Origin of the sequence: Intestinimonas butyriciproducens, assembly GCF_004154955.1 — a bacterium.
Classification (GTDB): Bacteria; Bacillota; Clostridia; order Oscillospirales; family Oscillospiraceae; genus Intestinimonas; species Intestinimonas butyriciproducens.
In genome coordinates, this window is sequence record NZ_CP011524.1 from 303566 (window position 1) to 323802 (window position 20237).

22 protein-coding genes and 1 pseudogene are annotated in these 20237 nt (G+C 64.4%); 19 read left to right on the forward strand and 4 right to left on the reverse strand.

Annotated elements, in window-relative coordinates:
* Positions 1-119: 119 nt before the first annotated feature.
* Positions 120-671 (reverse strand): helix-turn-helix domain-containing protein, encoded by a 552-nt coding sequence (locus tag SRB521_RS01435; protein WP_116721518.1) that lies wholly within the window; start codon positions 669-671, stop codon positions 120-122.
* 225 nt (positions 672-896) lie between these two features.
* On the opposite strand from SRB521_RS01435, the gene SRB521_RS01440 reads away from it, so the two are divergent.
* From SRB521_RS01440 to SRB521_RS01500, 13 genes are all read left to right on the forward strand, one after another.
* Positions 897-1721, forward strand: coding sequence for a purine-nucleoside phosphorylase (locus SRB521_RS01440; protein WP_058116925.1), 825 nt, complete (start codon positions 897-899; stop codon positions 1719-1721).
* Between the two features lie 18 nt (positions 1722-1739).
* Positions 1740-3038 carry an amidohydrolase family protein gene (locus SRB521_RS01445; protein ID WP_116721517.1) on the forward strand — a complete coding sequence of 433 codons (1299 nt, stop codon included), beginning with the start codon at positions 1740-1742 and terminating at the stop codon, positions 3036-3038.
* Between the two features lie 44 nt (positions 3039-3082).
* The gene (locus SRB521_RS01450) at positions 3083-4696 is read left to right on the forward strand and encodes a putative polysaccharide biosynthesis protein (RefSeq protein ID WP_033117010.1); all 1614 of its coding nucleotides are present in this window, start codon (positions 3083-3085) and stop codon (positions 4694-4696) included.
* A 41-nt stretch (positions 4697-4737) separates the two neighbouring features.
* Positions 4738-5532 carry a nucleoside triphosphate pyrophosphohydrolase gene (gene mazG / locus SRB521_RS01455; RefSeq protein ID WP_075705138.1) on the forward strand — a complete coding sequence of 265 codons (795 nt, stop codon included), beginning with the start codon at positions 4738-4740 and terminating at the stop codon, positions 5530-5532.
* A gap of 108 nt (positions 5533-5640) precedes the next feature.
* Positions 5641-5916, forward strand: coding sequence for an HU family DNA-binding protein (locus tag SRB521_RS01460; protein ID WP_058116929.1), 276 nt, complete (start codon positions 5641-5643; stop codon positions 5914-5916).
* Positions 5917-5945: 29 nt separating this feature from the next.
* The gene (locus tag SRB521_RS01465; RefSeq protein ID WP_116721516.1) at positions 5946-6191 is read left to right on the forward strand and encodes a hypothetical protein; all 246 of its coding nucleotides are present in this window, start codon (positions 5946-5948) and stop codon (positions 6189-6191) included.
* A gap of 16 nt (positions 6192-6207) precedes the next feature.
* A complete protein-coding gene (locus SRB521_RS01470; protein ID WP_033119144.1) occupies positions 6208-6447 on the forward strand; it encodes an RNA-binding S4 domain-containing protein in 240 nt (79 codons plus the stop codon).
* A gap of 4 nt (positions 6448-6451) precedes the next feature.
* Positions 6452-7636, forward strand: coding sequence for a cation diffusion facilitator family transporter (locus SRB521_RS01475; RefSeq protein WP_075705139.1), 1185 nt, complete (start codon positions 6452-6454; stop codon positions 7634-7636).
* A gap of 140 nt (positions 7637-7776) precedes the next feature.
* On the forward strand, positions 7777-8469 hold the full coding sequence (locus tag SRB521_RS01480) for a response regulator transcription factor (RefSeq protein WP_033119127.1): 693 nt from the start codon (positions 7777-7779) through the stop codon (positions 8467-8469).
* A 62-nt stretch (positions 8470-8531) separates the two neighbouring features.
* Positions 8532-9944 carry a sensor histidine kinase gene (locus SRB521_RS01485; protein WP_242976503.1) on the forward strand — a complete coding sequence of 471 codons (1413 nt, stop codon included), beginning with the start codon at positions 8532-8534 and terminating at the stop codon, positions 9942-9944.
* Positions 9945-10221: 277 nt separating this feature from the next.
* Positions 10222-11535, forward strand: coding sequence for a S1C family serine protease (locus SRB521_RS01490; RefSeq protein ID WP_075705141.1), 1314 nt, complete (start codon positions 10222-10224; stop codon positions 11533-11535).
* Positions 11536-11552: 17 nt separating this feature from the next.
* Positions 11553-11804: a kinase to dihydroxyacetone kinase gene (locus SRB521_RS01495; RefSeq protein ID WP_075705142.1), complete on the forward strand. Its 252-nt coding sequence runs from the start codon at positions 11553-11555 to the stop codon at positions 11802-11804.
* Between the two features lie 362 nt (positions 11805-12166).
* Positions 12167-13228, forward strand: a complete 1062-nt coding sequence (locus tag SRB521_RS01500; RefSeq protein WP_165366520.1) for a CAP and S-layer homology domain-containing protein — start codon at positions 12167-12169, stop codon at positions 13226-13228.
* 51 nt (positions 13229-13279) lie between these two features.
* Here SRB521_RS01500 and SRB521_RS01505 read toward each other — a convergent pair whose 3' ends face one another.
* The 3 genes from SRB521_RS01505 to SRB521_RS01515 all read right to left on the reverse strand — a co-directional run bounded on the left by SRB521_RS01505 (position 13280) and on the right by SRB521_RS01515 (position 16044).
* Entirely contained in the window at positions 13280-14344 is a 1065-nt protein-coding gene (locus SRB521_RS01505) for a PTS sugar transporter subunit IIC (RefSeq protein WP_116721513.1), read from the reverse strand.
* Between the two features lie 166 nt (positions 14345-14510).
* Positions 14511-15026: a transcription repressor NadR gene (locus SRB521_RS01510; RefSeq protein ID WP_058116933.1), complete on the reverse strand. Its 516-nt coding sequence runs from the start codon at positions 15024-15026 to the stop codon at positions 14511-14513.
* Positions 15027-15045: 19 nt separating this feature from the next.
* Positions 15046-16044 (reverse strand): biotin--[acetyl-CoA-carboxylase] ligase, encoded by a 999-nt coding sequence (locus SRB521_RS01515; RefSeq protein ID WP_075705146.1) that lies wholly within the window; start codon positions 16042-16044, stop codon positions 15046-15048.
* Between the two features lie 225 nt (positions 16045-16269).
* Between SRB521_RS01515 and SRB521_RS01520 the strand changes: the two genes are divergently transcribed.
* The 6 genes and pseudogenes from SRB521_RS01520 (at position 16270) to SRB521_RS01545 (ending at position 20183) form a co-directional block, all read left to right on the forward strand.
* Complete coding sequence (locus tag SRB521_RS01520; protein ID WP_075705147.1) at positions 16270-16833, forward strand: biotin transporter BioY; 564 nt, start codon at positions 16270-16272, stop codon at positions 16831-16833.
* A 195-nt stretch (positions 16834-17028) separates the two neighbouring features.
* The gene (yabP, locus tag SRB521_RS01525; protein ID WP_033119134.1) at positions 17029-17319 is read left to right on the forward strand and encodes a sporulation protein YabP; all 291 of its coding nucleotides are present in this window, start codon (positions 17029-17031) and stop codon (positions 17317-17319) included.
* 9 nt (positions 17320-17328) lie between these two features.
* A pseudogene (gene yabQ, locus SRB521_RS16845) lies at positions 17329-17538 on the forward strand (spore cortex biosynthesis protein YabQ); the annotation flags it as partial.
* 280 nt (positions 17539-17818) lie between these two features.
* Entirely contained in the window at positions 17819-18097 is a 279-nt protein-coding gene (locus SRB521_RS01535) for an FtsB family cell division protein (RefSeq protein ID WP_227152170.1), read from the forward strand.
* Positions 18098-18299: 202 nt separating this feature from the next.
* The gene (locus SRB521_RS01540) at positions 18300-18779 is read left to right on the forward strand and encodes a S1 RNA-binding domain-containing protein (protein ID WP_033119135.1); all 480 of its coding nucleotides are present in this window, start codon (positions 18300-18302) and stop codon (positions 18777-18779) included.
* Between the two features lie 246 nt (positions 18780-19025).
* Positions 19026-20183, forward strand: a complete 1158-nt coding sequence (locus tag SRB521_RS01545; protein ID WP_116721512.1) for an amidohydrolase — start codon at positions 19026-19028, stop codon at positions 20181-20183.
* Positions 20184-20237: the final 54 nt, after the last annotated feature.

Below are 20237 nucleotides of genomic sequence, written 5' to 3' on the forward strand. Positions count from 1 at the left end.
TGGTCTCCATTTCCTGTGTAGCATTTCCCGCCGTGCCTGTGCCGGAGGCGCGCACTATTATAGGACAGATCTTTCCCGCTGGCAAGGGGGCGCGTCGGAGGGCATGCGAGAGGGCGGGCTCATTGGTCCGGGGCGGGGGAGGACGCGCGCCTGTCCCGCAGCCGCTTGAGAACGGGAGAACAGAGAACGGCTGTTCCGGCGAGGAGGAGTGCCCCACAGAGCGCAAACAGCCACTCGAGATGATTTGTTTTCAAAAACCCCCAGAGGCCGGTATAAACCCGCGTCCATTCCACACCAGCCGGAGAGATGGAATAGACGCAGGGGAATACCGAACTGAGGATCCCCAGAAGGAGCATGCCGAGCAGGGAGACGCCGACGGCGCAGACTCCGGCGGCCGTGCGGAGAACGGCCCAGGAGGCGGGACGGCGCGCCTGGCCGGAGGGGCGGCCGGCCCATGTGGCGTCGCTGCTTTCAAAGGCATCGTCCAGAAGATAGTCCGCGGAGACCGCGAACAGCTTGCTCAGACGCAGAATGTTCACCGCGTCAGGGACGGCGCTGCCGGATTCCCACTTCGAGAGCGCCTGCCTGGATACGCCGATCTGCTCGGCCAGCCGTTCCTGTGTCCAACCCTTTTCTTTTCTGAGACGGTATAGCTTTTCACCCAAGGTCATCCTAAATTCCTCCTGTGCCGGATTTTACCTGCTCATTCTATCACGGGGACCGGAGCGGGTCAATCAAGCAGGGGCGGCAGATGTGCAACGAAACGTGACATTGAGGGAAACGGAGGGCGGGGGCCGTTTTTTCGCGTTCCGGCGCTTTCCTTGCTTTTTTTCCATGCCTGGTGTAAAATGCCTGTGACTGACCAAAGCTAGTATGGATCAAGGAGGGCTTTTATCATGCAGTATACCTTTGCCCAGTATCAGGAGAGCGCGGACTTCATCCGCGCCAAGATCGGCTCCTTTGCCCCCAAGGTCGCCATGGTCCTGGGTTCCGGCCTGGGCTTCCTGGGCGACGAGGTGGAGGACCCCATCTGTGTCTCCTACCGCGATATCCCCCATTTCAAGGCGTCCACCGCCCCCGGCCACAAGGGCCGGCTGGTCTTCGGCACCCTGCGGGGCCGGAATGTGGCCGTCATGCAGGGCCGGATGCACCACTACGAGGGCTATTCCTATGAGGAGGTGGGCTACGCCGTCCGGGTGCTGCGCCTGCTGGGGTGCGACACCCTGGTGGTCACCAACGCCGCCGGCGGGGTCAATCTGGACTTCCAGGCCGGGGACCTGATGCTCATCACCGACCACATCAAAATTTTCATGGAGTCTCCGCTGCGGGGGGAGAATCTCCCCGCGTTCGGCCCCCGGTTCCCCGACGCCTCCCACCTCTATACCCCCGCCCTGCAGGAGGTGGCCCGGACCGCCGCCAGGGATCTGGGCATCCCGCTGCGGGAGGGCGTGTATATGTACTTCCCCGGGCCCCAGTATGAGACACCGGCGGAGGTCCGCTTTGCCCGGGTGGCCGGGGCCGACGCGGTAGGCATGTCCACCGCTCCCGAGGTCATTGTGGCCGGACACTGCGGGATGCAGGTGCTGGGCTTCACTCTGGTATCCAATCTGGCCGCCGGCATCCTGGACCAGCCCCTCTCCGAGCAGGAGGTGCTGGACGCGGCCGAGGCCTGCAAGGATAAGTTTTCCAGGCTGGTGCTGGCCTGCCTGGAGCGCATCTGACCGGGGAGGGATGAGAGTATGGCAACCATGATCTACAACGTCACCGCCGTGCTGATGGACGAGGGACATACCGTGCTGCCGGGGGCCTATGTGGTGGTGGACGGCCACAGGATCACCGACTTCGGCGCCCAGCGGCCTCAGGGCTTTACGGGCAAGTGCATCGACGGCAAGGGGGGCATCCTCATGCCCGGTCTGGTGAACGCCCACACCCACGTGCCCATGACCGCCATGCGGGGCTACGGAGACGGCCACGACCTGCACGAATGGCTGAACCAGTATATTTTCCCGGTGGAGGCCAAGTGGGACGACCGTGCCGTCCGGGTCTGCGCCGCCCTGGGCCTTGCGGAGATGATCTCCTCCGGCGTCACCTGCATCGCCGACATGTATATGCACACCGACGTCGTCCTCCGGGAGGTGGACGCCGCCGGCCTGAGCGCCAACGTCTGCTGCGGCGGCGTACAGTTTGAGGAAACCTTCGACCCGGAGAAGAATCATGACTGCATCGTGCAGAGGGAGCTCACCGAGAAGTGGCATGGCAGGGATGACGGGCGCATCCGGGTGGATGCCTCCCTCCACGCGGAGTACACGTCCCGGGAGGGCCTGTGCCGGTGGATGGCCCGGTTTGCCGCCGACCACGGACTGGGCATGCATGTCCATCTCTCCGAGACCCGGAAGGAGCATGAGGAGTGCAAGCTCCGCCACGGCGGGCTGACCCCGGCCGCCTATCTGGCCGGGCTTGGCGTCTTTGACGTGCGGGCCATCGCCGCCCACTGCGTCTGGACCACCCCCGAGGACTGGGCCCTGCTGGCGGAAAAGGGGGTTTCGGCGGTCCACAATCCGGTGTCCAACCTGAAGCTGGGCTCCGGGGTGGCGCCGGTGGTGGACCTCAGGGGGGCAGGGGTCAACGTGGCCCTGGGCACCGACGGCGTCTCCTCCAACAACTGCACCGATTTCTTCGGAGACCTGAAGCTGGCCGCCATCCTCCAGAACGGCGTCCGCCACGACCCCATGGCCCTCACCGCGTGGGACGCCCTGGAGATGGCCACCGTCAACGGCGGAAAGGCCCTGGGCCGCAAGACCGGGCGCATTGAGAAGGGGTATGACGCCGACCTCATCCTTCTGGACGCCGAGGCCGTCAACCTCATCCCCTGTCACGACGCGGCCAACAATCTGGCCTACGCCGCCCACGGCTCCAACGTGGTGATGAATATGGCCCGGGGCAAGGTCATATACAAAAATGGGGAGTTTCTCACCATCGACATCGAGCGGGTGAAAAAAGAGGTGGAGGGGTACGCCCTGCCGCTGCTGTTCGGCTGAGTCTGCGCCGCGCCCCACAATCCATGCGAAAGGCTGTGCGCCCATTGGGTAATCGAGAAAAGAAAAGCACCTTCTTCGGCGGCGCCGCCATTCTGGCGGCGGGCATCGCCATCGTCAAGCTCATCGGAGCCGTCTACAAGATCCCTCTGGGCAATATCCTGGGGGACGAGGGCTTCGGCCACTTCAACAACGCCTATGTGATCTACAATCTGCTGCTGATGGTGTCCACGGCGGGCCTGCCTGTGGCCCTCTCCAAAACCATCTCCGAGGCCAACGCCTTGGGCCGGAGGAACCAGGTGCATCGGGTGTTCAACGTGGCGCTGGTCACCTTCTTCCTCCTGGGGGCGGTGAGCTTTGCCGTCATGTTCCTCTTTGCCCAGCCCCTAGCCGATCTGCAGGGAGACGGCATGGCGGTTTACGCCGTCCAGGCCATCGCGCCCGCCTGCTTCTTTGTGTGCGTCCTCTCCACCTTCCGGGGGTATGCCCAGGGGCACTCCAACATGGTGCCCACCGCCGTGTCCCAGATCATCGAGGCCCTGGGCAAGCTTATCATCGGCCTGGCCCTGGCCTGGTTTTTGGTGCAGCAGGGCATGTCCTCCGCCTTCTCCGCCGCGGGGGCCATCTTCGGCGTGACATGCGGGGCGGGCATCTGCCTCATCTATCTCATCGCTGACCACGTCCGCCGCCGCAGAAGCGAGACGGGACGGCTGGACGACGCGCCGGAGGACCACGGCGTCATCCTGAAAAAGCTGATGGTCATCGCCGTGCCCATCACCCTCTGCGCCTCCGTTACCCCCATCACCTCCTGGCTGGACACCGCACAGGTGCAGAACATCCTGCGGGACATCATGGGGGCCCAGCCTGCCGAGTGGTATGAGGCCCAGAGTGTGGTGGACCCGGTGGTGGCGGCCTACGGCGCCTATCAGAAGGCCATCACCATCTATAACCTGCCCTCCTCCTTCATGGTGGCCATCACCGCCAGCGTGGTCCCCGCCATCGCCGCCTGCCGGGCCCGGCGGGATCTTGTGGGGGCGGGCCGCATCGCCGAATCCTCCATGCGGGTGGGCATGCTGCTGGCGCTGCCGGCCGGGATCGGGCTGCTGGCCCTGGCCGGGCCCATCATGCAGCTGCTCTATCCTACCACCGATCACGCCATCGCCGACCCCTCCATGATGCTCCTCGGGCTGGCGTCCATCTTCGTGTGCATTATGCTGGTGTGCAACTCCGTGCTCCAGGCCAGCGGCTTTGTGAATCTGCCCATCGTCATCATGGTGGCGGGCTGCGCCGCCAAGCTCATCGTCAATAACTTCATGGTGCGCAGTGTGGGCGCCGTGGGTGCCGCGGTGGGTACCCTGGTGTGCTACATCATCGTGGCCGTGCTGGAGCTGGCCCTCATCAAGCGGGTCATCCCCGCCGCGCCCAGCTATGGCCGGGTCTTTGTCAAGCCGGCGGCGGCGGCGGCCGTCATGGGACTGGCAGTCTGGGCCGTCTACGGACTGCTCGACCGCTTCTTGGGCAATACCCTCTCCACCCTGGGCGCCATCTGTGTGGGCGTGCTGGTCTACGCCGTTTTGGTGGTCGCGCTGAGAACAATTTCCAGGGAAGACCTTTCGCTGATGCCCAAGGGGGATAAAATTGCTAAGATTTTGCGGCTTTAAGGCAGTTTTATCAAAAAATAGCTTGCAGAAGGGTTGAAAATATGATAGATTTTGAAAAGAAGTCCTTTTACGGGGTGGAGGACCTGCGGGAGATCGTCCGCATCCTGCGGGCGCCCGGCGGATGTCCCTGGGACCGGGAGCAGGACCATCACTCCATCCGGCGCAATCTGCTGGAGGAGGCCTATGAGGCCGCCGAGGCCATCGACGAGGGAAACCCCGAGCACCTGCAGGAGGAGCTGGGGGACGTTCTGCTACAAGTCGTCTTTCATGCGCGCATGGAGGAGGAGCAGGGGGGCTTCGATCTGGACGATGTGGCCGACGGCATCTGTAAGAAGCTCATCTACCGCCATCCCCATGTGTTCGGGGATGTGACCGTCTCCGGCAGCGGAGAGGTGCTCCAGAACTGGGAGGAGCTCAAAAAGAGGGAAAAGCACCAGACCACGGCCGCGGACAGCGTGGATTCCGTGGCCCGGAGCCTGCCCGGCCTGTGGCGGGCGGAAAAGATCCAGAAGAAGGCCGCCAAGGTGGGCTTCGACTGGCCGGACGTCTCGGGCGCGCTGGAAAAGCTGCGCGAGGAGGCGGGAGAGCTGGAGGAGGCTGTCCGGGAGGACACCAACGTGGCGGAAGAGCTGGGCGATCTACTGTTCGCCGCCGTCAATGTGGCCCGATTCGTAAAGGTGGACCCGGAGGACGCCCTGAGCGTCGCCTGCGACAAGTTCGCGCGGCGGTTCCGCCAGGTGGAGGCATCGGCCGCCGCCCAGGGGAAGACTCTGGATGAGATGACCCTGGCTGAGATGGACCGGCTCTGGGACGAGGCCAAAAAGCAGGAGGCTTAAAGGCCGGACGCGGGGGGATGGCTGCCATTCTTCGGCGCGGCTTTAAGTAATACAAAGGACGTGAACGATCTTTACGCCCGAGACTATCTTTAGGAGGAGTACCGCAAAATGAATAAAGCTGAACTGATCAATGCCGCGGCTGAGAAGGCCGGCCTATCCAAGAAGGACACGGAGAGCGCGGTCAATGCCGCTATCGAGGCAATTGTGGAATGTCTGGCCAACGATGACAAGGTGCAGCTGGTAGGGTTCGGCGCTTTTGAGGTGAAGAAGCGCGCCGAGCGCATCGGTCGTAATCCCAAGACCAAGGAGAGCATCAAGATCCCGGCCTCCAAGGTGCCTGTCTTTAAGCCTGGTAAGGCCCTGAAGGACGCCGTCGCGAAATAAGAAGCGCGGAGGCGCGCGGAGCAGCGCGGATGGACCGGAGCGAGGGCGAGCGGCGGGCCGCAAGGCGGCCCAAAGACCAGCCCGAGACGGAGGGAAGCCGCGCGTCGCGCAGCCGCCGCAGCGTGACAGCCCAAAGCACGGAGGGCACGCCCCAAGGGGCCCACGCGAAGCGGAGCTTCTTCCGGCGAGGGTACACTTGTGAATACGGCGGCTCCGGGGAGACCCGGGGCCGCTTTTGCATCCCGAGGGGGCGGTATGCCCGGCGGGAAAACTGATTCCGAGGTGATAAGCATGCGTTTGGACAAATGGCTCAAGGTATCCCGCCTCATCAAGCGGCGGACCGTGGCCAACGAGGCCTGCGACGGGCAGAGGGTGTCTGCCAACGGGCGGACGGTGAAGGCCTCTTACGATGTGAAGGTGGGGGACGTGCTGGAGTTCCGTTTCGGCGAGCGGGTGACCCGGGTGGAGGTCCTCTCGGTGGGCGAACACGTGGGGAAGGGCGAGGCCGCCGCCATGTACAAGGAGCTGTGAGGATATGACGAACTGGCTGGTCAAGACCTTTATCCGGGACGCGGGAAATGGGGAGGACCCCGCCGTCCGGCAGCGGTATGGGCTCCTCTCCGGAATCGTGGGCATCCTCCTCAATCTGTGCCTCTCGGCGGGGAAATTCCTGGCCGGCGTCCTCACCGGGAGCATCGCCGTCACGGCAGACGCCTTCAACAACCTCTCCGACGCAGGCTCCTCGGTGGTGACCCTGGCCGGCTTCCATATGGCGGCGAAAAAGGCCGACGACGATCACCCCTTTGGCCACGGGCGCATCGAGTACCTCTCCGGCCTTGTGGTGGCGGTGGCCATTCTGCTGGTGGGGCTGGAGCTGGTCAAGTCGTCCCTGGAGAAGATCCTGGCCCCCGAGGCGGTCTCCTTTTCCTGGCTGTCGGTGGGCATCCTTCTGGCCTCCATCCTGGTGAAGCTGTGGATGGCGGCCTTCAACAGGGACCTGAGCCGCCGCATCGGCTCCGCCGCTATGGCGGCCACGGCGACAGATTCCCTCTCCGACGTGGTTGCCACCTCCGCCGTGCTGCTGGGCACCCTGGTGGGCCGCTTCTCCGGGCTGCGGATCGACGGCTGGGTGGGGATTCTGGTGGCTGCGTTTATCCTCAGGGCGGGCTGGGGCGCGGCCAAGGACACCCTGGATCCCCTGCTGGGACAGAGCCCCGATCCCTCCCTGGTCCAGGGCGTCCAGGAGACCGTGCTCAGCCACCCGGAGATCACCGGTATCCATGACCTGGTGATCCACGACTACGGACCGGGGCGGTCCATGATGTCCCTACACGCCGAGGTGCCCATGGACGCGGATGTGCTGGAGGTGCACGACATCATCGACAATGTGGAGCGGGAGCTCAAGGAAAAATTCCACACCGAGGCGGTCATACATATGGACCCCATCGCCACCCACGATCCCGCGGTCAACGCCATGCGGGGCCGGGTGGCGGGACTGGTGCGGGAGATCGATCCGGCCATGACCATACACGATTTCCGGATGACCGCCGGTCCCGACCATCAGAACCTGATCTTCGACACGGTGGTGCCCTATCAGTGCGCCCTCACCGACGAGGAGGTGAAGGCGGCCATCGCCCAAAAGGCCGGGGAGCTGGAGGGCGGACCTTACTTTACCGTGGTGTCCATCGACCGGGCCTACGCCGAGAGCCCGGAGCCCTGAGCGGGTGGGCCCCGGGCCGCCGGGACGGAGAGCATTTACAAAAAATTCACCCACGGGGGTGAAAATTGGGTATAATGGTGGAGAATGGGGCGAGGCGTGTCCCCGCCCGCCGATGAGAATGAGAAAAGGCTGGTGATCCTATGCCGCGCAAGGTCCTGATCGTCGAGGACGACGGCAATATCGCGGAACTGCTACACCTCTATCTGGAGAAAGAGGGCTTTGAGACCCAGGTGGCCCCCGACGGCGGCAAGGGTGTGGAGCTCTTCCGCGCCTTCCGCCCCGACCTGGTTCTGCTGGACATCATGCTGCCCGTCATGGACGGCTGGTCCGTACTCAAGAAGATCCGGGAGTCCGACAAGACTCCCGTCATCATGCTCACCGCCAAGGGTGAGACCACGGACAAGGTCCAGGGCCTGGAGGGCGGGGCCGACGACTACATTGTTAAACCCTTCGAGATGAAGGAGGTCCTGGCCCGCATCCACGCCGTCCTCCGGCGCTACGGCGCAGAGGAGGGAAGCGAGGAGAAAAAGCTCAGCTTTGACAAGCTGGTGATCAATCTGGACTCCTACGAGCTGCTGGTAGACGGGCGGCGGGTGGATACGCCCCCCAAGGAGCTGGAGCTGCTCTACCACCTGGCCTCTTCCCCCAACCGGGTCTTTACCCGGAACCAGCTCCTGGACGAGGTGTGGGGCTTTGACTACTTCGGCGACTCCCGCACCGTGGATGTGCACATCAAGCGCCTGCGGGAAAAGCTGGAGGGTGTCTCGGAGCAGTGGAGCCTCAAAACCGTGTGGGGCGTGGGGTACAAATTTGAGGTCATCGAGCCCCAGTAACAGCCGGGGCGGGAAAGGGGGACTTTCCTCTGAAAAGTCTCTATAAGCGGCAGTTTGCCATCATGGCGGGCGTGATCCTGGTGTCTTTCGCGCTGCTGGGCGCGGCCTTTATCACCCTCTCCTACCGCTACACCGTCAGCGAACGCCAGAATTCCCTGCGGCACAACGCCGACTACATCGCCGGGGTAGCCGGAGAGGCCATCACCAGCAGCGAGGAGCTGGGCGGCTTTTCCATGAAGGCCGCCCTCTTCCGGCCCACGGTGGAGGCTGTGGCGGAGGTGACGGACGCCTCCGTTCTCTTCACCATGCAGGACGGACAGATCATCTATGCCGGGGACAGCACCGGGGAGCAGAGCGGCATGGTGGGACAATACATCCCCAGCGGCGTGGTGCAGACCATCTACACCACCGGAACCTTCGGAGCCATGAGCGATCTGGAGGGGATCTTTCCCGAAAAACGGTACGTGGCGGGGGCCCCTGTGCTGCTGCCCATCCAAGGCGGCCAGCAGGTGGTGGCTCTGGTCTTTGTCTCCGCCGAGGCCGGCAGCATCACCGAGATGTGGCGGGCCTTCGCCAACATCTTCCTCTTTACCGCCGTTGTGGTCATGCTGGTGGCCTTTATCACCAGCTCCGTCACCTCCCTCCGGATGACCCGGCCCCTCAAGGATATGGCGGAGGCCGTGCGGAAGTTCGGGCACGGGGAGTATGAGACCCGGGTAAGCTGCGGCGGCCGCTGCGACGAGGTGGGGGAGCTGGCCGAGGCCTTCAACGCCATGGCGGACAACATCGCCCAATCCGAGGCCCGGAGAAGTGAATTCGTGGCCAACATTTCCCATGAGCTCAAGACTCCCATGACCACAATCTCCGGCTTTGCCGAGGGCATCCTGGACGGCACCATTCCCCCCGACCGGGAGCGGGAGTATCTGAAGGTCATCTCCTCAGAGACCAAGCGCCTGTCCCGGCTGGTGCGGAAAATGCTGGACCTCTCCCGGCTCCAGTCCGCCGAGTATGTCACGCCCCAGGAGCAGTTCGACGTCTCTGAGGTTATGCTCCGGGTGCTGGTGAGCCTGGAGACCAAGATCAACGACAAGCATCTGGATGTGGACACCCAGCTTCCGGATGATCCGGTCCAGGTCTGGGGCGATCCGGACGCCATCACCCAGGTGTGCTATAATCTGCTGGACAACGCCATCAAGTTCTCCTATGAGGAGAGCACCCTGGGCATCACAGTGACCACCCGGGCGGGCAAGGCCTATGTCTCGGTCCGCAACCACGGGGACACCATCCCGCCCGACGAGCTCCCCCTGGTCTTTGACCGCTTCCACAAGACGGACCGCTCAAGAAGCGTGGACCGGGAGGGCGTGGGCCTGGGGCTCTATATTGTCAAGACTGTCCTCAACAACCACCACGAAAACATCACCGTGACCAGTGCGGACGGGGTGACGGAGTTCACCTTCACGCTGACGTTGGCGTAGGGGGCCGGCGGGCAGGATGTTTTCGCGACCCTGCGGAGCAGGGATGCGGCGCAAGCCGCCACAAGCGGTTTGGCCGAAGGCCAAAGCCTTGCCGCAGGGGCAATTGATTTGCCCCGAGGAAGAAAAAAGGGGCCCCTGCCCGGCGTGAAGCCGGGTGGGGCAAACATCACCGTGACCAGTGCGGACGGGGTGACGGAGTTCACCTTCACGCTGACGCTGGCGTAGGGGGCCGGCGGGCCCCCGCCCCGGAGCGGGCATTTTGGAAGGAGGAGAATCCATGCATCCGTATTATTTTGATCCTCCCCCGGAGGAGAACACCGGAGAAGGCTCCCCAGCGGTCCGGCCCGCACCGCAGGAGCCGCCCGGCCGGCGGGAAGGGGAGCAGCAGCCCGCCGCCCATGCAGGACCGGCGGTGCGACCGACCCGCCGAAAGTCCGAGCGGGGCGCGGCGTTGGTCCTGGCCGCCCTGACCCTGGTGCTGGGAGGGACGGCGGTGCTGCTGGCCCTGCGGGCACAGCCGCTGGTGGACGCGGGAGCGTTCTATCCCTCCGGAGGCGGGCAGGCCTCCGTCACTCCCTCCCTCTCCTTTCAGGCGGAACTGGAGCGGGCGCCCACCGGGGACGGCACCGTGCTCTCCCTGGAGGCCAAGCCGGAGGGAGAGGGGATGCGCCTCCAGGACATCTATCGGAAGGTCATCCCCTCCATCGTATCCATCCAGGCCACGGTGGCGAAGGGCACGCTCCAGGGCGTGAGCCAGGGCACCGGCATCCTGATGAGCGGGGACGGCTACCTCATCACCAACGCCCACGTCATCGACGGGGCCTTTCGGGTGGACGTCTCCCTGGAGGACGGACGCGGGTTCCAGGCAAAGCTGGTGGGAAGCGACAGCACCACCGATCTGGCCGTGCTGAAGATCGAGGCCGAGGGGCTCACCCCCGCCGCCTTCGGGGACTCCGAGGACATGGTGGTGGGGGACGCGGTGGTGGCCATCGGCAACCCCATGGGAGAGGAGCTGCGGGGCACCATGACCGACGGCATCCTCTCCGCCATCAACCGGGACATGGAGGTGGACGGTAACCCAATGACCCTCCTCCAGACCACCGCCGCGCTTAATACCGGCAATTCCGGGGGGGCTCTGGTCAACGACCGGGGGCAGGTCATCGGGATCACCAACATGAAGCTGGTCTCCACCGACGCCGACAGCAATACCCTGGAGGGGCTGGGCTTCGCCATCCCCACCGCCACGGTGAAGCCGGTGGTGGACTCCCTCATCCAGAGCGGCCACGTCACCGGACGGCCCACCCTGGGCGTCACGGTGCGGGGGCTCTACCCCTCTGAGAAGGAGGCCAGGGGAGTGGCCTGCGGCCTGCTGGTGGATGCCGTCCAGGCTGGCTCGGACGCCGCGGACAAGGTGCAGGCGGGGGATATCCTCCTCACCGCCAACGGCACCGAGCTGAACACCACCGACGATCTGCTGGCCGTCCGGGACGCCCTGGACGTGGGCGAGAGCATCCTCTTCCAGGCGGACCGGGAGGGAGCCTGCCTGGAGTACTCCGTCCGGCTGGTGGAGCAGTATGAACTCAACCAATGAAAGGAGCCGGTACGGCCATGCTGGACTATCCGTTCGACACCCAACTGCTCATCGAGGGGGAAGACCTCTCGGAAGACGACATCCACGACTACATTCAGGCCCACATCCCGGGGGACTGCCTGCTGGCGGTGGGGGATGAGTCGCTGGTCAAGATCCACTTCCACACCAACGTCCCCTGGGCGGTGCTGGAGTACTGTGCTTCCCTGGGGGAGATCCACGACATTGTAGTGGAGAACATGGAGCGGCAGTCCAACGGCCTCTCCGGCTGACCTGGGGACGGGAGTGGAGGCAGGGCGGAAAGGCCCTGCCGGCGCTCTGCGGCGGCTGTGGCCGTGCTGCTGGGCGGGTACGGCCTGTACACGGGGCATGCCCGCCGTTTTTTCTATGGACTGCTGTCCCTTTTCCCTGGGGGAGCCGCAGAGCGGTGTCTCCTGACGATCTGCCTGGCGGACCTGGGCTTTCTGGGGCTGCACCTCCTGATCCCCGCGGCCGCATGGGCTGCTGGCGCGAATGGACGGGCCATGAAACAACCGGGCCCCCGCCGAAGAGCGGGGACCCGGCCGCAGTCTGCACGCGGTATGACCGTGAAAAAAGGTCCGGGCACAGCTTATTTTATAGGGAGAGAGGCAGTATGAAAAGACAGATCGCATGCCTGGGCCTGGCACTGAGCCTTTGGACCGGGCTGGCGTCACCGGCCCTGGCCGCCGGCTTTGCCGATGTGCCTGAGGGCCACTGGGCCCGCGACAGCGTGGCCTACGTCACGGAGAAGGGGCTGTTTCAGGGCGCGGGTGGGGATCGTTTTATCCCGGATGCCGTCATGACCCGGTCCATGCTGGCAGAGGTGCTCTACCGCTACGCGGGGGCCCCTGCCGTCACCGGCTCCGGGACTTATTCCGACGTACCTGATGGGGCCTATTACAGGGACGCGGTGACCTGGGCCTATCAGAGCGGGCTGTATCCGGACAGCGGAGCGGCGACCGGAGGGGAGCTCAAGCCCGATGAGGCCGTTCAGAGGGGGGAGTTTGCGGTCATGCTCTACCGCTTTGCCCTGCTGACGGGGGACAGCCCGGCGGCGGAGGAGGCCCCGGCAGGACCCTTTTCCGATATGGAAGGGGTGGACGGGGAGGTCCGGCTGGCGGTGCTGGGCTGGGCCTGTCCCAACGGCATCCTGACAGGTACCGGGGAGACCACCATGGACCCGGAGGGCGGTGTGACCCGGGCGGAGGCCGCGGTCATGCTGGCACGGTACGACCAGACCTTCCGGTGGACGGGCCGGGAGAAGGCGGAGGCGCCCGACGGGCTGGAGGCGGCGCGGCAGGAGCTTGTGGCCCTGACCAATGGGCTCCGCCAGGAGGCCGGCGAGGCCCCACTGGAGACGGACGAGACCCTGATGGCGGCCGCCCAGATCCGGGCCGAGGAGTGCGCGGCCATGGACGATCTGGACAACTACAACCATGTGCGCCCCGACGGAGGACCGTTTTACACCGTCTTGGGAGACCGGCTTACCGGATACGCCTCCGAAAACCTGGCCATGGTCTCCGCCCTCTCCGCCCGAGAGGCGGTGACGGTCTGGGAAAATTCCAGCGGGCACTATCAGAATATGGTCAACCCGGAGATTACCCGTATCGGAGTGGGGGTAGCCCGCTCGGACAGCGGACTGTACTATTACTGCCAGATCTTTACGGACGGCTGACGCAGACCTGGAGGAATGTGCAGGGGCGTGTCGGCCATTTTCAAACAGGCCCTAAGAGAGGGTGAGGTCCCCCTCCTTGATCCAGCCGATCCTGCGGAAGAAGAGACCGAAGGCCCAGCAGAGCACGGCGGGGAGGACAAAGGAGATGAGGATCAGGCCCAGCCAGTCAAAGGGGGTGATGGCGGCCTTGACGCCGGTGGCTACATCATTCACCCAGCCGCTGTAGACTCCGATCTGCCCCACCAGTCCGCAGGTCCCCATGCCGGAGGCCACGCCGCTGGCGGGGTCGTTCATCTCCAGGCGGAACACGCAGGTGGCGATGGGGCCGGTGACGGCGGAGGTAAGGATGGCGGGAAGCCAGATGCGGGGATTCCGAACGATGTTGGGCATTTGGAGCATGGAGGTGCCGATGCCTTGGCTCACCAGGCCACCCCAGCGGTTCTCCCGGAAGGAGAGCACGGCGAAGCCCACCATGTTGGCGCAGCAGCCGGCCACGGCGGCGCCCCCGGCCAGCCCAGTGAGGTTGAACGCGGCGCAGATGGCCGCGGAGGAGATGGGGAGGGTCAGGGCGACGCCCACCAGCACGGATACCACGATGCCCATCCAGAAGGGCTGGAGCACGGTGGCGTCCTGAATGAGCTGACCGAAGGCGGAGGCCGCGGCCCCGATGGCCGGGGCCCACCAGGCCGAGAGGGCCACGCCCACGCAGATGGTGACCAGGGGCGTCACCAGAATGTCCACCTTGGTCTCCTTGGAGACGGCCTTGCCGACCTCTGCGGCCAAAATGGCGATGACCAGCACGGCCAGCGGCCCCCCCGCGCCGCCCAGACCATTGGCGGCGGAGCCCACGGCGATAAGGGAGAACAATACCAGAGGCGGCGCCTGAAGGGCGTACCCGATGGCGGCGGCCATGGCCGGACCGGACATGGCCGAGGCGTAGCCGCCGATGTCCACCAAAAAGGGGAGGCCAAGCTGCTGGCCCAGGGTCTTGATGATGGTGCCGATGAGCAGGGAGCAGAAAAGCCCCTGGGCCATGGCGCCCAGCGCGTCAATGCCGTAGCGTTTGGCGGAGATTACGATATTCTTGCGGGCGAGGAAAGACTTGCATCCGTCCATGGGACCACTCCTTTAATAGATGGGATCCGGAAAAATAGGGCATTACAGGTGTCTTGACACCTGTAATGCCCTATTATAGCGTCTGTGCAGGATTTGTCAAGCGCAGGTTCCGACTGTCATGGGGTCCGGCGCCGGAGGAGAAGCACCGCCTCGCCTCGGTCCAGGCTTACTCCTTCACCAGAAATCCGGCCTCATCCAATGCCTGGCACACCCTGCGGCAGGCCGCCTCGTCGGGACAGCGGAGGCGGTGGAGGTGGACCCCTCCGGTGAGGGCGCTGAGAGGAGTGGCCTGTTCCTTCTCTACCCGGCGTATAAACTCAGCCACATCATACCGGGAGGAGAGCTGGAGCTGGCCGGAGAGCTGGCCGTAGACCGGGTGCTCCACCACCACGTCCAGCACAGTGCAGCCGTTGTCCACCATGAGATTGAGCTCTCGTTCCAGATCGGCGGCGGTATGGCGGCAGACCAGGGTGCAGGTAAGGCCCGTATCCTCCTGGGCGGGGATCACATAGCCCCGGGGGGTGGAGGCGATATCCGCCCCGCCAGCCCGGAGGAGGGCGATATCTCCCACGATAATCTGACGGCTGACGGAAAAGCGGCGGGCCAGCGCCGTGGCGCTCACCGGCCCCCGGGAGGTGCGGAGCAGCTCCAACAGGGCATCCCGACGCTGTGCGGCATGCATAACGGTGCTTCCCCCTCTCTCACACATAGCCCATCAGCCCCCGGACCGACACCTCTCCCGCCGTCACCCGGCGGCGGGAGCCGTCCGGCATCCGGCAGAGGAGGGCGAAGTCTTCGTCCACGGATTCGGCAAAGGCGGGGAGGCGCTCCTCTCCGCGGACTAGGTAGACCTCGTGCCCGGTGGTAACGCACCGGGCGCGGTACTCCGCCAGATAGTCGGCCTTCGCCGCCGGGAAGGCGGCGTACATGTCGTCCAACGCCCGCAGCAGGCACACGGCCAGGTCGGCCCGGCGGACGGGAGAGCCCAGCTCCTGCTCCAGAGAGGTGGCCACCCGGGAGAGTGCCGGGCCGAAGTCCCCGTCGGTCTGTCCGACATTGATGCCGATGCCCGCGATCACGGCGGAGGGCTCCCCGGTCTCGGCCTCCAGCTCCAGCTCGGTGAGGATGCCACAGAGCTTCCGCCCGCCCAGGACCAGGTCATTGGTCCACTTGATCCCGGGGCGGAGCCCGCAGCAGGCCTCTACCGCGCGGCTGGCCGCCACCGCCACCCAGGCGGTGAGCGTACTGAGCTTGTCCAGGTCCAGCACCAGACGGGGCCGCAGGAGGATGGAGCAATAGAGCCCCTTGCCCTTCAGGGACTGAAAGGTGTTTCCCCGGCGGCCGCGGCCGCCGGTCTGCTCATCGGTGAGGACGGCCAGTCCCTCCGGCGCGCCGTTGGCCGCCCGGCGCTTGATCTCGTTGTTGGTGGAGTCCACCGTCTCCAGACAGGCCAGATTGCTTCCCACCAGGCGCCCCGCCAGGGCCTGAGAGAGCTCCCCCGCCCGCAGGGTGTCCGGCGCCGACTCCAGCCGATAGCCCCGGTTGGAGCCGGAGGAGATGGCATAGCCCTCCCGCCGGAGGGCGTCCACCGCCTTCCACACCGCCGCGCGGCTGACCCCCAGCTTCCGGCTCATGGCCTCACCGGAGAGATAGGCCCCGCCGCCGGAGCGAAGAAGCGTGAGAATTTCATCTTGTAGCATAGTCGAGCCCCCTTTTGTCCTCTCCATTTTCCGTGCGCGGAATGAGCCGCCCTGCGGCCGATCCGGCAGGGAGAAGGCGGACCTCCGCCTTGTGTATCAAGGATATTATATCCCCGGAAGGGAGGATACGTCAACCAAATGAAAAATAACAGTTTACAATCGGGGGAAAATGTGATATTGTAAACCTACAATAAAAAATTGGTTTACGATTGGAGAGAGTACACAATGAGAACCAACACCCGCATGTTGATCCTGGCCGCCCTTTTCTCTGCCCTGACAGCCATCGGGGCCTTCCTCAAGTTTCCTTTGGGGGCGATGTCCGTCACGCTGCAATTCCTGTTTACCGCCATGGCGGGCGTACTTCTGGGGGCCAGGTGGGGGGCGCTGTCCCAGGCGGCCTATGTGGTGCTGGGCCTGGTGGGCCTGCCCATTTTCACCATGGGGGGCGGACTGGGCTACGTCTTTCAGCCCAGCTTCGGATTTCTGCTGGGGCTGATCCCCTCCGCCTGGGTTATGGGAAAACTGACCGAGGGGGAGGCGAAGCTCCCGCGGGTGGTCCTGGCGTGTCTGGTCGGGCTGGGTGTGCTCTACCTGGTGGGGCTGCCGTATATGTATCTCATCCTGAACGTCTATCTGGGGAAGGGGCTGTCCGCCTGGACCGTGGCGCAGATCGGGATGCTGGTGTACCTCCCTGGAGACGCATTGAAGATTGCCGCCACCGCGGCCGTATACCGGCCTCTGCGGAAGGCGCTGGGGCCCACGGCGGGGACTGCCGCCGCGACGAACTAGGGATTTGAAAGCCGCGGATGGCGTCGCCCCTCGCGCTCCCCTGCCGCAGACCGCAAGGATCCCTAACATACAGGTTTTTCGGCAGGCAGAGGCGCCCCCGTTCTCATAGAACGGGGGCGCCTCTGCATATCCGCGGCCCCTGTCCCATATACATGGTTACAGCAGAAAGCCATTGCTGGGAAAGGCGGGAGAAGGATGCAATACGAGGAGAAGAAGCTCCGGGCGGAGACTGCGCCCCATCATGTGATTCTGGAGGGGCGGGAATCTCTGTCCGTATCCGGGGTGGAGGAGGTGGAGAGCTTCGACGAGAACAGCATTGTCATGAGCACCTGCAAGGGGACCCTGGTGGTGCGGGGGGAGGACCTCCACATCGAAAAGCTGAGTCTGGACGGGGGAGACCTGAAGGTGGAGGGAAGCGTGGACTCCCTGACCTATGAGGACGACGGGGGCGAACGGGGCGGCTTCCTGGCCCGGCTGTTCCGATAGGTCCACGCGATGGGCGTCGACCTTCTGGACCAGGCCCTTACGTTCCTGGGCGCCGCCGGCCTGGGGACGGCGCTAGGCCTGGTATATGATCTGTTCCGCATCCTCCGGCGGCGGGTCCGGCTCCCCCTGCTGGGCTCCGCGCTGGATCTCCTCTTCTGGGCTCTGGTCACCGCGGGGCTCTTTCTCTATGCCATCGCCGCCGGGGGCGGGCAGCTGCGCATTTATATGGTGCTGGCCCTCTTCCTGGGAGCGGTCGTCTATTTTCTGGCGCTGAGCCGTCCGGCCCTCTTTCTGGCCGGTCTGGTGGCCGACGGGATCGCTTTTCTCTGGAAGCTCTGCACATTTCCCCTGGTCCTGCTGGGGCATGTCAGTAAAAAAATTGAAAAAGTTGCAAAGAAGCACTTCCATTATGGCCGAAGATGGTATAATATTAAACTGATACCCGAAGAGATGGAAGACTTGACCCGCCGGGCGGCGGGAGGAGGGGAGGGCGCACGACGTGATCAGAACAAAAAAGGCCGGACTGCTCACAAAGGTGGTGGTTCTGGCTCTGCTCATCTACATGGCGACGGCCCTGCTGAACCTCCAGGGCCAGATCCAGGAGGCGCAGGCCCAGCGGGACACGCTGAGCCAGCAGGTGGCGGAGCAGACCCAGATCAACGCCGAACTGGCCGAGGACGTAGCAAATCCGGACGACCCCGACCGCATCGCCGACATCGCCCGGGATAAGCTGGGCCTTGTGGCGCCCGGAGAGAAAGTCTTTATCATCACCAACTAGGGCTTGCTTGAAATGGATCATCCGTCCGAATGCCGGGTCTTTTGTCCCCCGGTCGGGCGCCGATTTCCGCCGGGGTCCGCCGGGACCCCGGCGAGGGAACGCTTGCCGGGGGCAAAGTGCTTCGGCGCCGGGCACACGGTCCATATTCAGACAAGCCCTAAAGAGATTCAGGCGAATATTCAAGGAGGATTTTGGGAGCAGTATGGAGTTTGGTGTAGGTTCTATTGTAGAAGGAAAAGTGACAGGCATCACAAAATTCGGCGCTTTTGTGTCACTGCCCGGCGGACGCTCGGGTCTGGTGCACATCTCTGAGATCGCCTATTCCTATGTGAACGATGTGAAAGACCATCTCACCGAGGGACAGGAGGTCAAGGTCAAGGTCATCGGAATCGATGAAAACAACCGCATCAATCTGTCCATCAAAAAGGCCATGGATCCCCCTCCCCGGCCGCCTCGCCCCGCGGGCGGCCAGGGCGGTTTTGCACCCCGGCCCAGCGGTCCCCGACAGGGCGGCTATGCGCCGCGGCAGGGCGGCGGGCGGTCCGGCGGATTTTCCAGGCAGCCCAGTGAGCCGGAGTCCTTTGAGGAACGGCTCAAGCATTTCATGCAGGCCTCCGACAGCAAGCTGTCGGAGATGAAGTACACAGAGAAGAGAAGCTCCCGCCGCGGCGGACGGAAATAAGAATGCAGAGGAAAATGCGCGGCTGAAGGACAAGCCGCGCATTTTTTCTGTGTGGGAGAGAAAGGCACAGCGGTATATCCGCCGCAAAAGAAAGCGGGCGCGCCCGATAAGGCGCGCCCAAAGGAAGGATCTTGCGTGGGAGAATGGCAGGAGTCCAGCCGGTAGGAGGGACAGGACTCTGTACAGACAGAGAGTAACATATATTCCTAAAAATGTCAACTAAAATTTTGAAAGGCGGAGGAGACAATGCTGATTTTCAACGGTGTGGTGCACCCGGTGGACGCTCCGGTGATCCCCAATGGATATGTGGAGCTGGAGGGTGGCAAGATCAAAGGCGTCGGCCCTATGGAGGCGCTGCCGAAGGGCTGCGAGGGCCCTTCCCTGGACGTGAAGAGCGGGCACATCGTTCCCGGCTTTGTGGATGCCCACTGTCACCTGGGGCTGTTCGGCGACGCCCTGAAGTTTGAGGGCGACGATGGCAACGAGGCCACTAACCCCTGCACCCCCCATGTGCGGGCCATCGACGGGGTGAATCCTCTGGACCGCTGCTTCCAGGAGGCGCGGGAGGGGGGCGTCACCACGGTGCTCACCGGGCCGGGCAGCGCCAACCCCATCAGCGGACAGGGCATTGTGATCAAGACCCTGGGCGCCTGGGTGGATCAAATGGTGCTCAAGGCGCCGGCCACTATGAAAATGGCTCTGGGCGAGAATCCCAAAACGGTGTACAACGGGCGAAAGGAGACCCCCACCACCCGGATGGGGACCGCGTCTGTCATTCGCACGGAGCTGGCCCGGGCGCTGGAGTATATGGACCGTCAGGACAAGGCGGATACCGAGGCGGGCACCAATGCGCCCGGCTATGATCCCAGGTTGGAGGCGCTGATCCCCGTGCTGCGGGGAGAGCTGCCCGTCCATATCCACGCCCACCGGGCGGACGATATCGCCACGGCGGTGCGGATCTGCCGGGAGTACGGACTGCAATTCGTGGTGGTCCACGGCACCGAGGGCTACCGCGTCACCGAGCTGCTGGCCGCCGAGGGCGTAGGCGTTATCACCGGGCCCATTCTCACAGACCGCAGCAAGCCCGAGCTGGCGGGCCTCACCATTGAAAACCCCGCCCGCCTGGCAAAGGCGGGGGTGGAGATCGCCATCTGCACCGACCACCCCGTCACCCCGATCCAGTATCTGCCCCTGTGCGCGGCCATTGCCGTCCGGGGCGGCCTGGAGCCGGAAGAGGCGCTGCGGGCCATCACTCTGGGCGGCGCCCGATTGGCTGGTGTGGCTCACCGTGTGGGTTCCCTGACGCCCGGGAAGGACGCCGACGTGGTGGTGACCAGCGGCCACCCGCTGGAGTGGACGGGAAGTGTGGAACATGTCTTTATCAACGGTATCCAGGTGAAGTGACCGCCGATTTGGGCAATGGGACGGAGGAGCGGGGACAGAATTTGTATAAAGTTC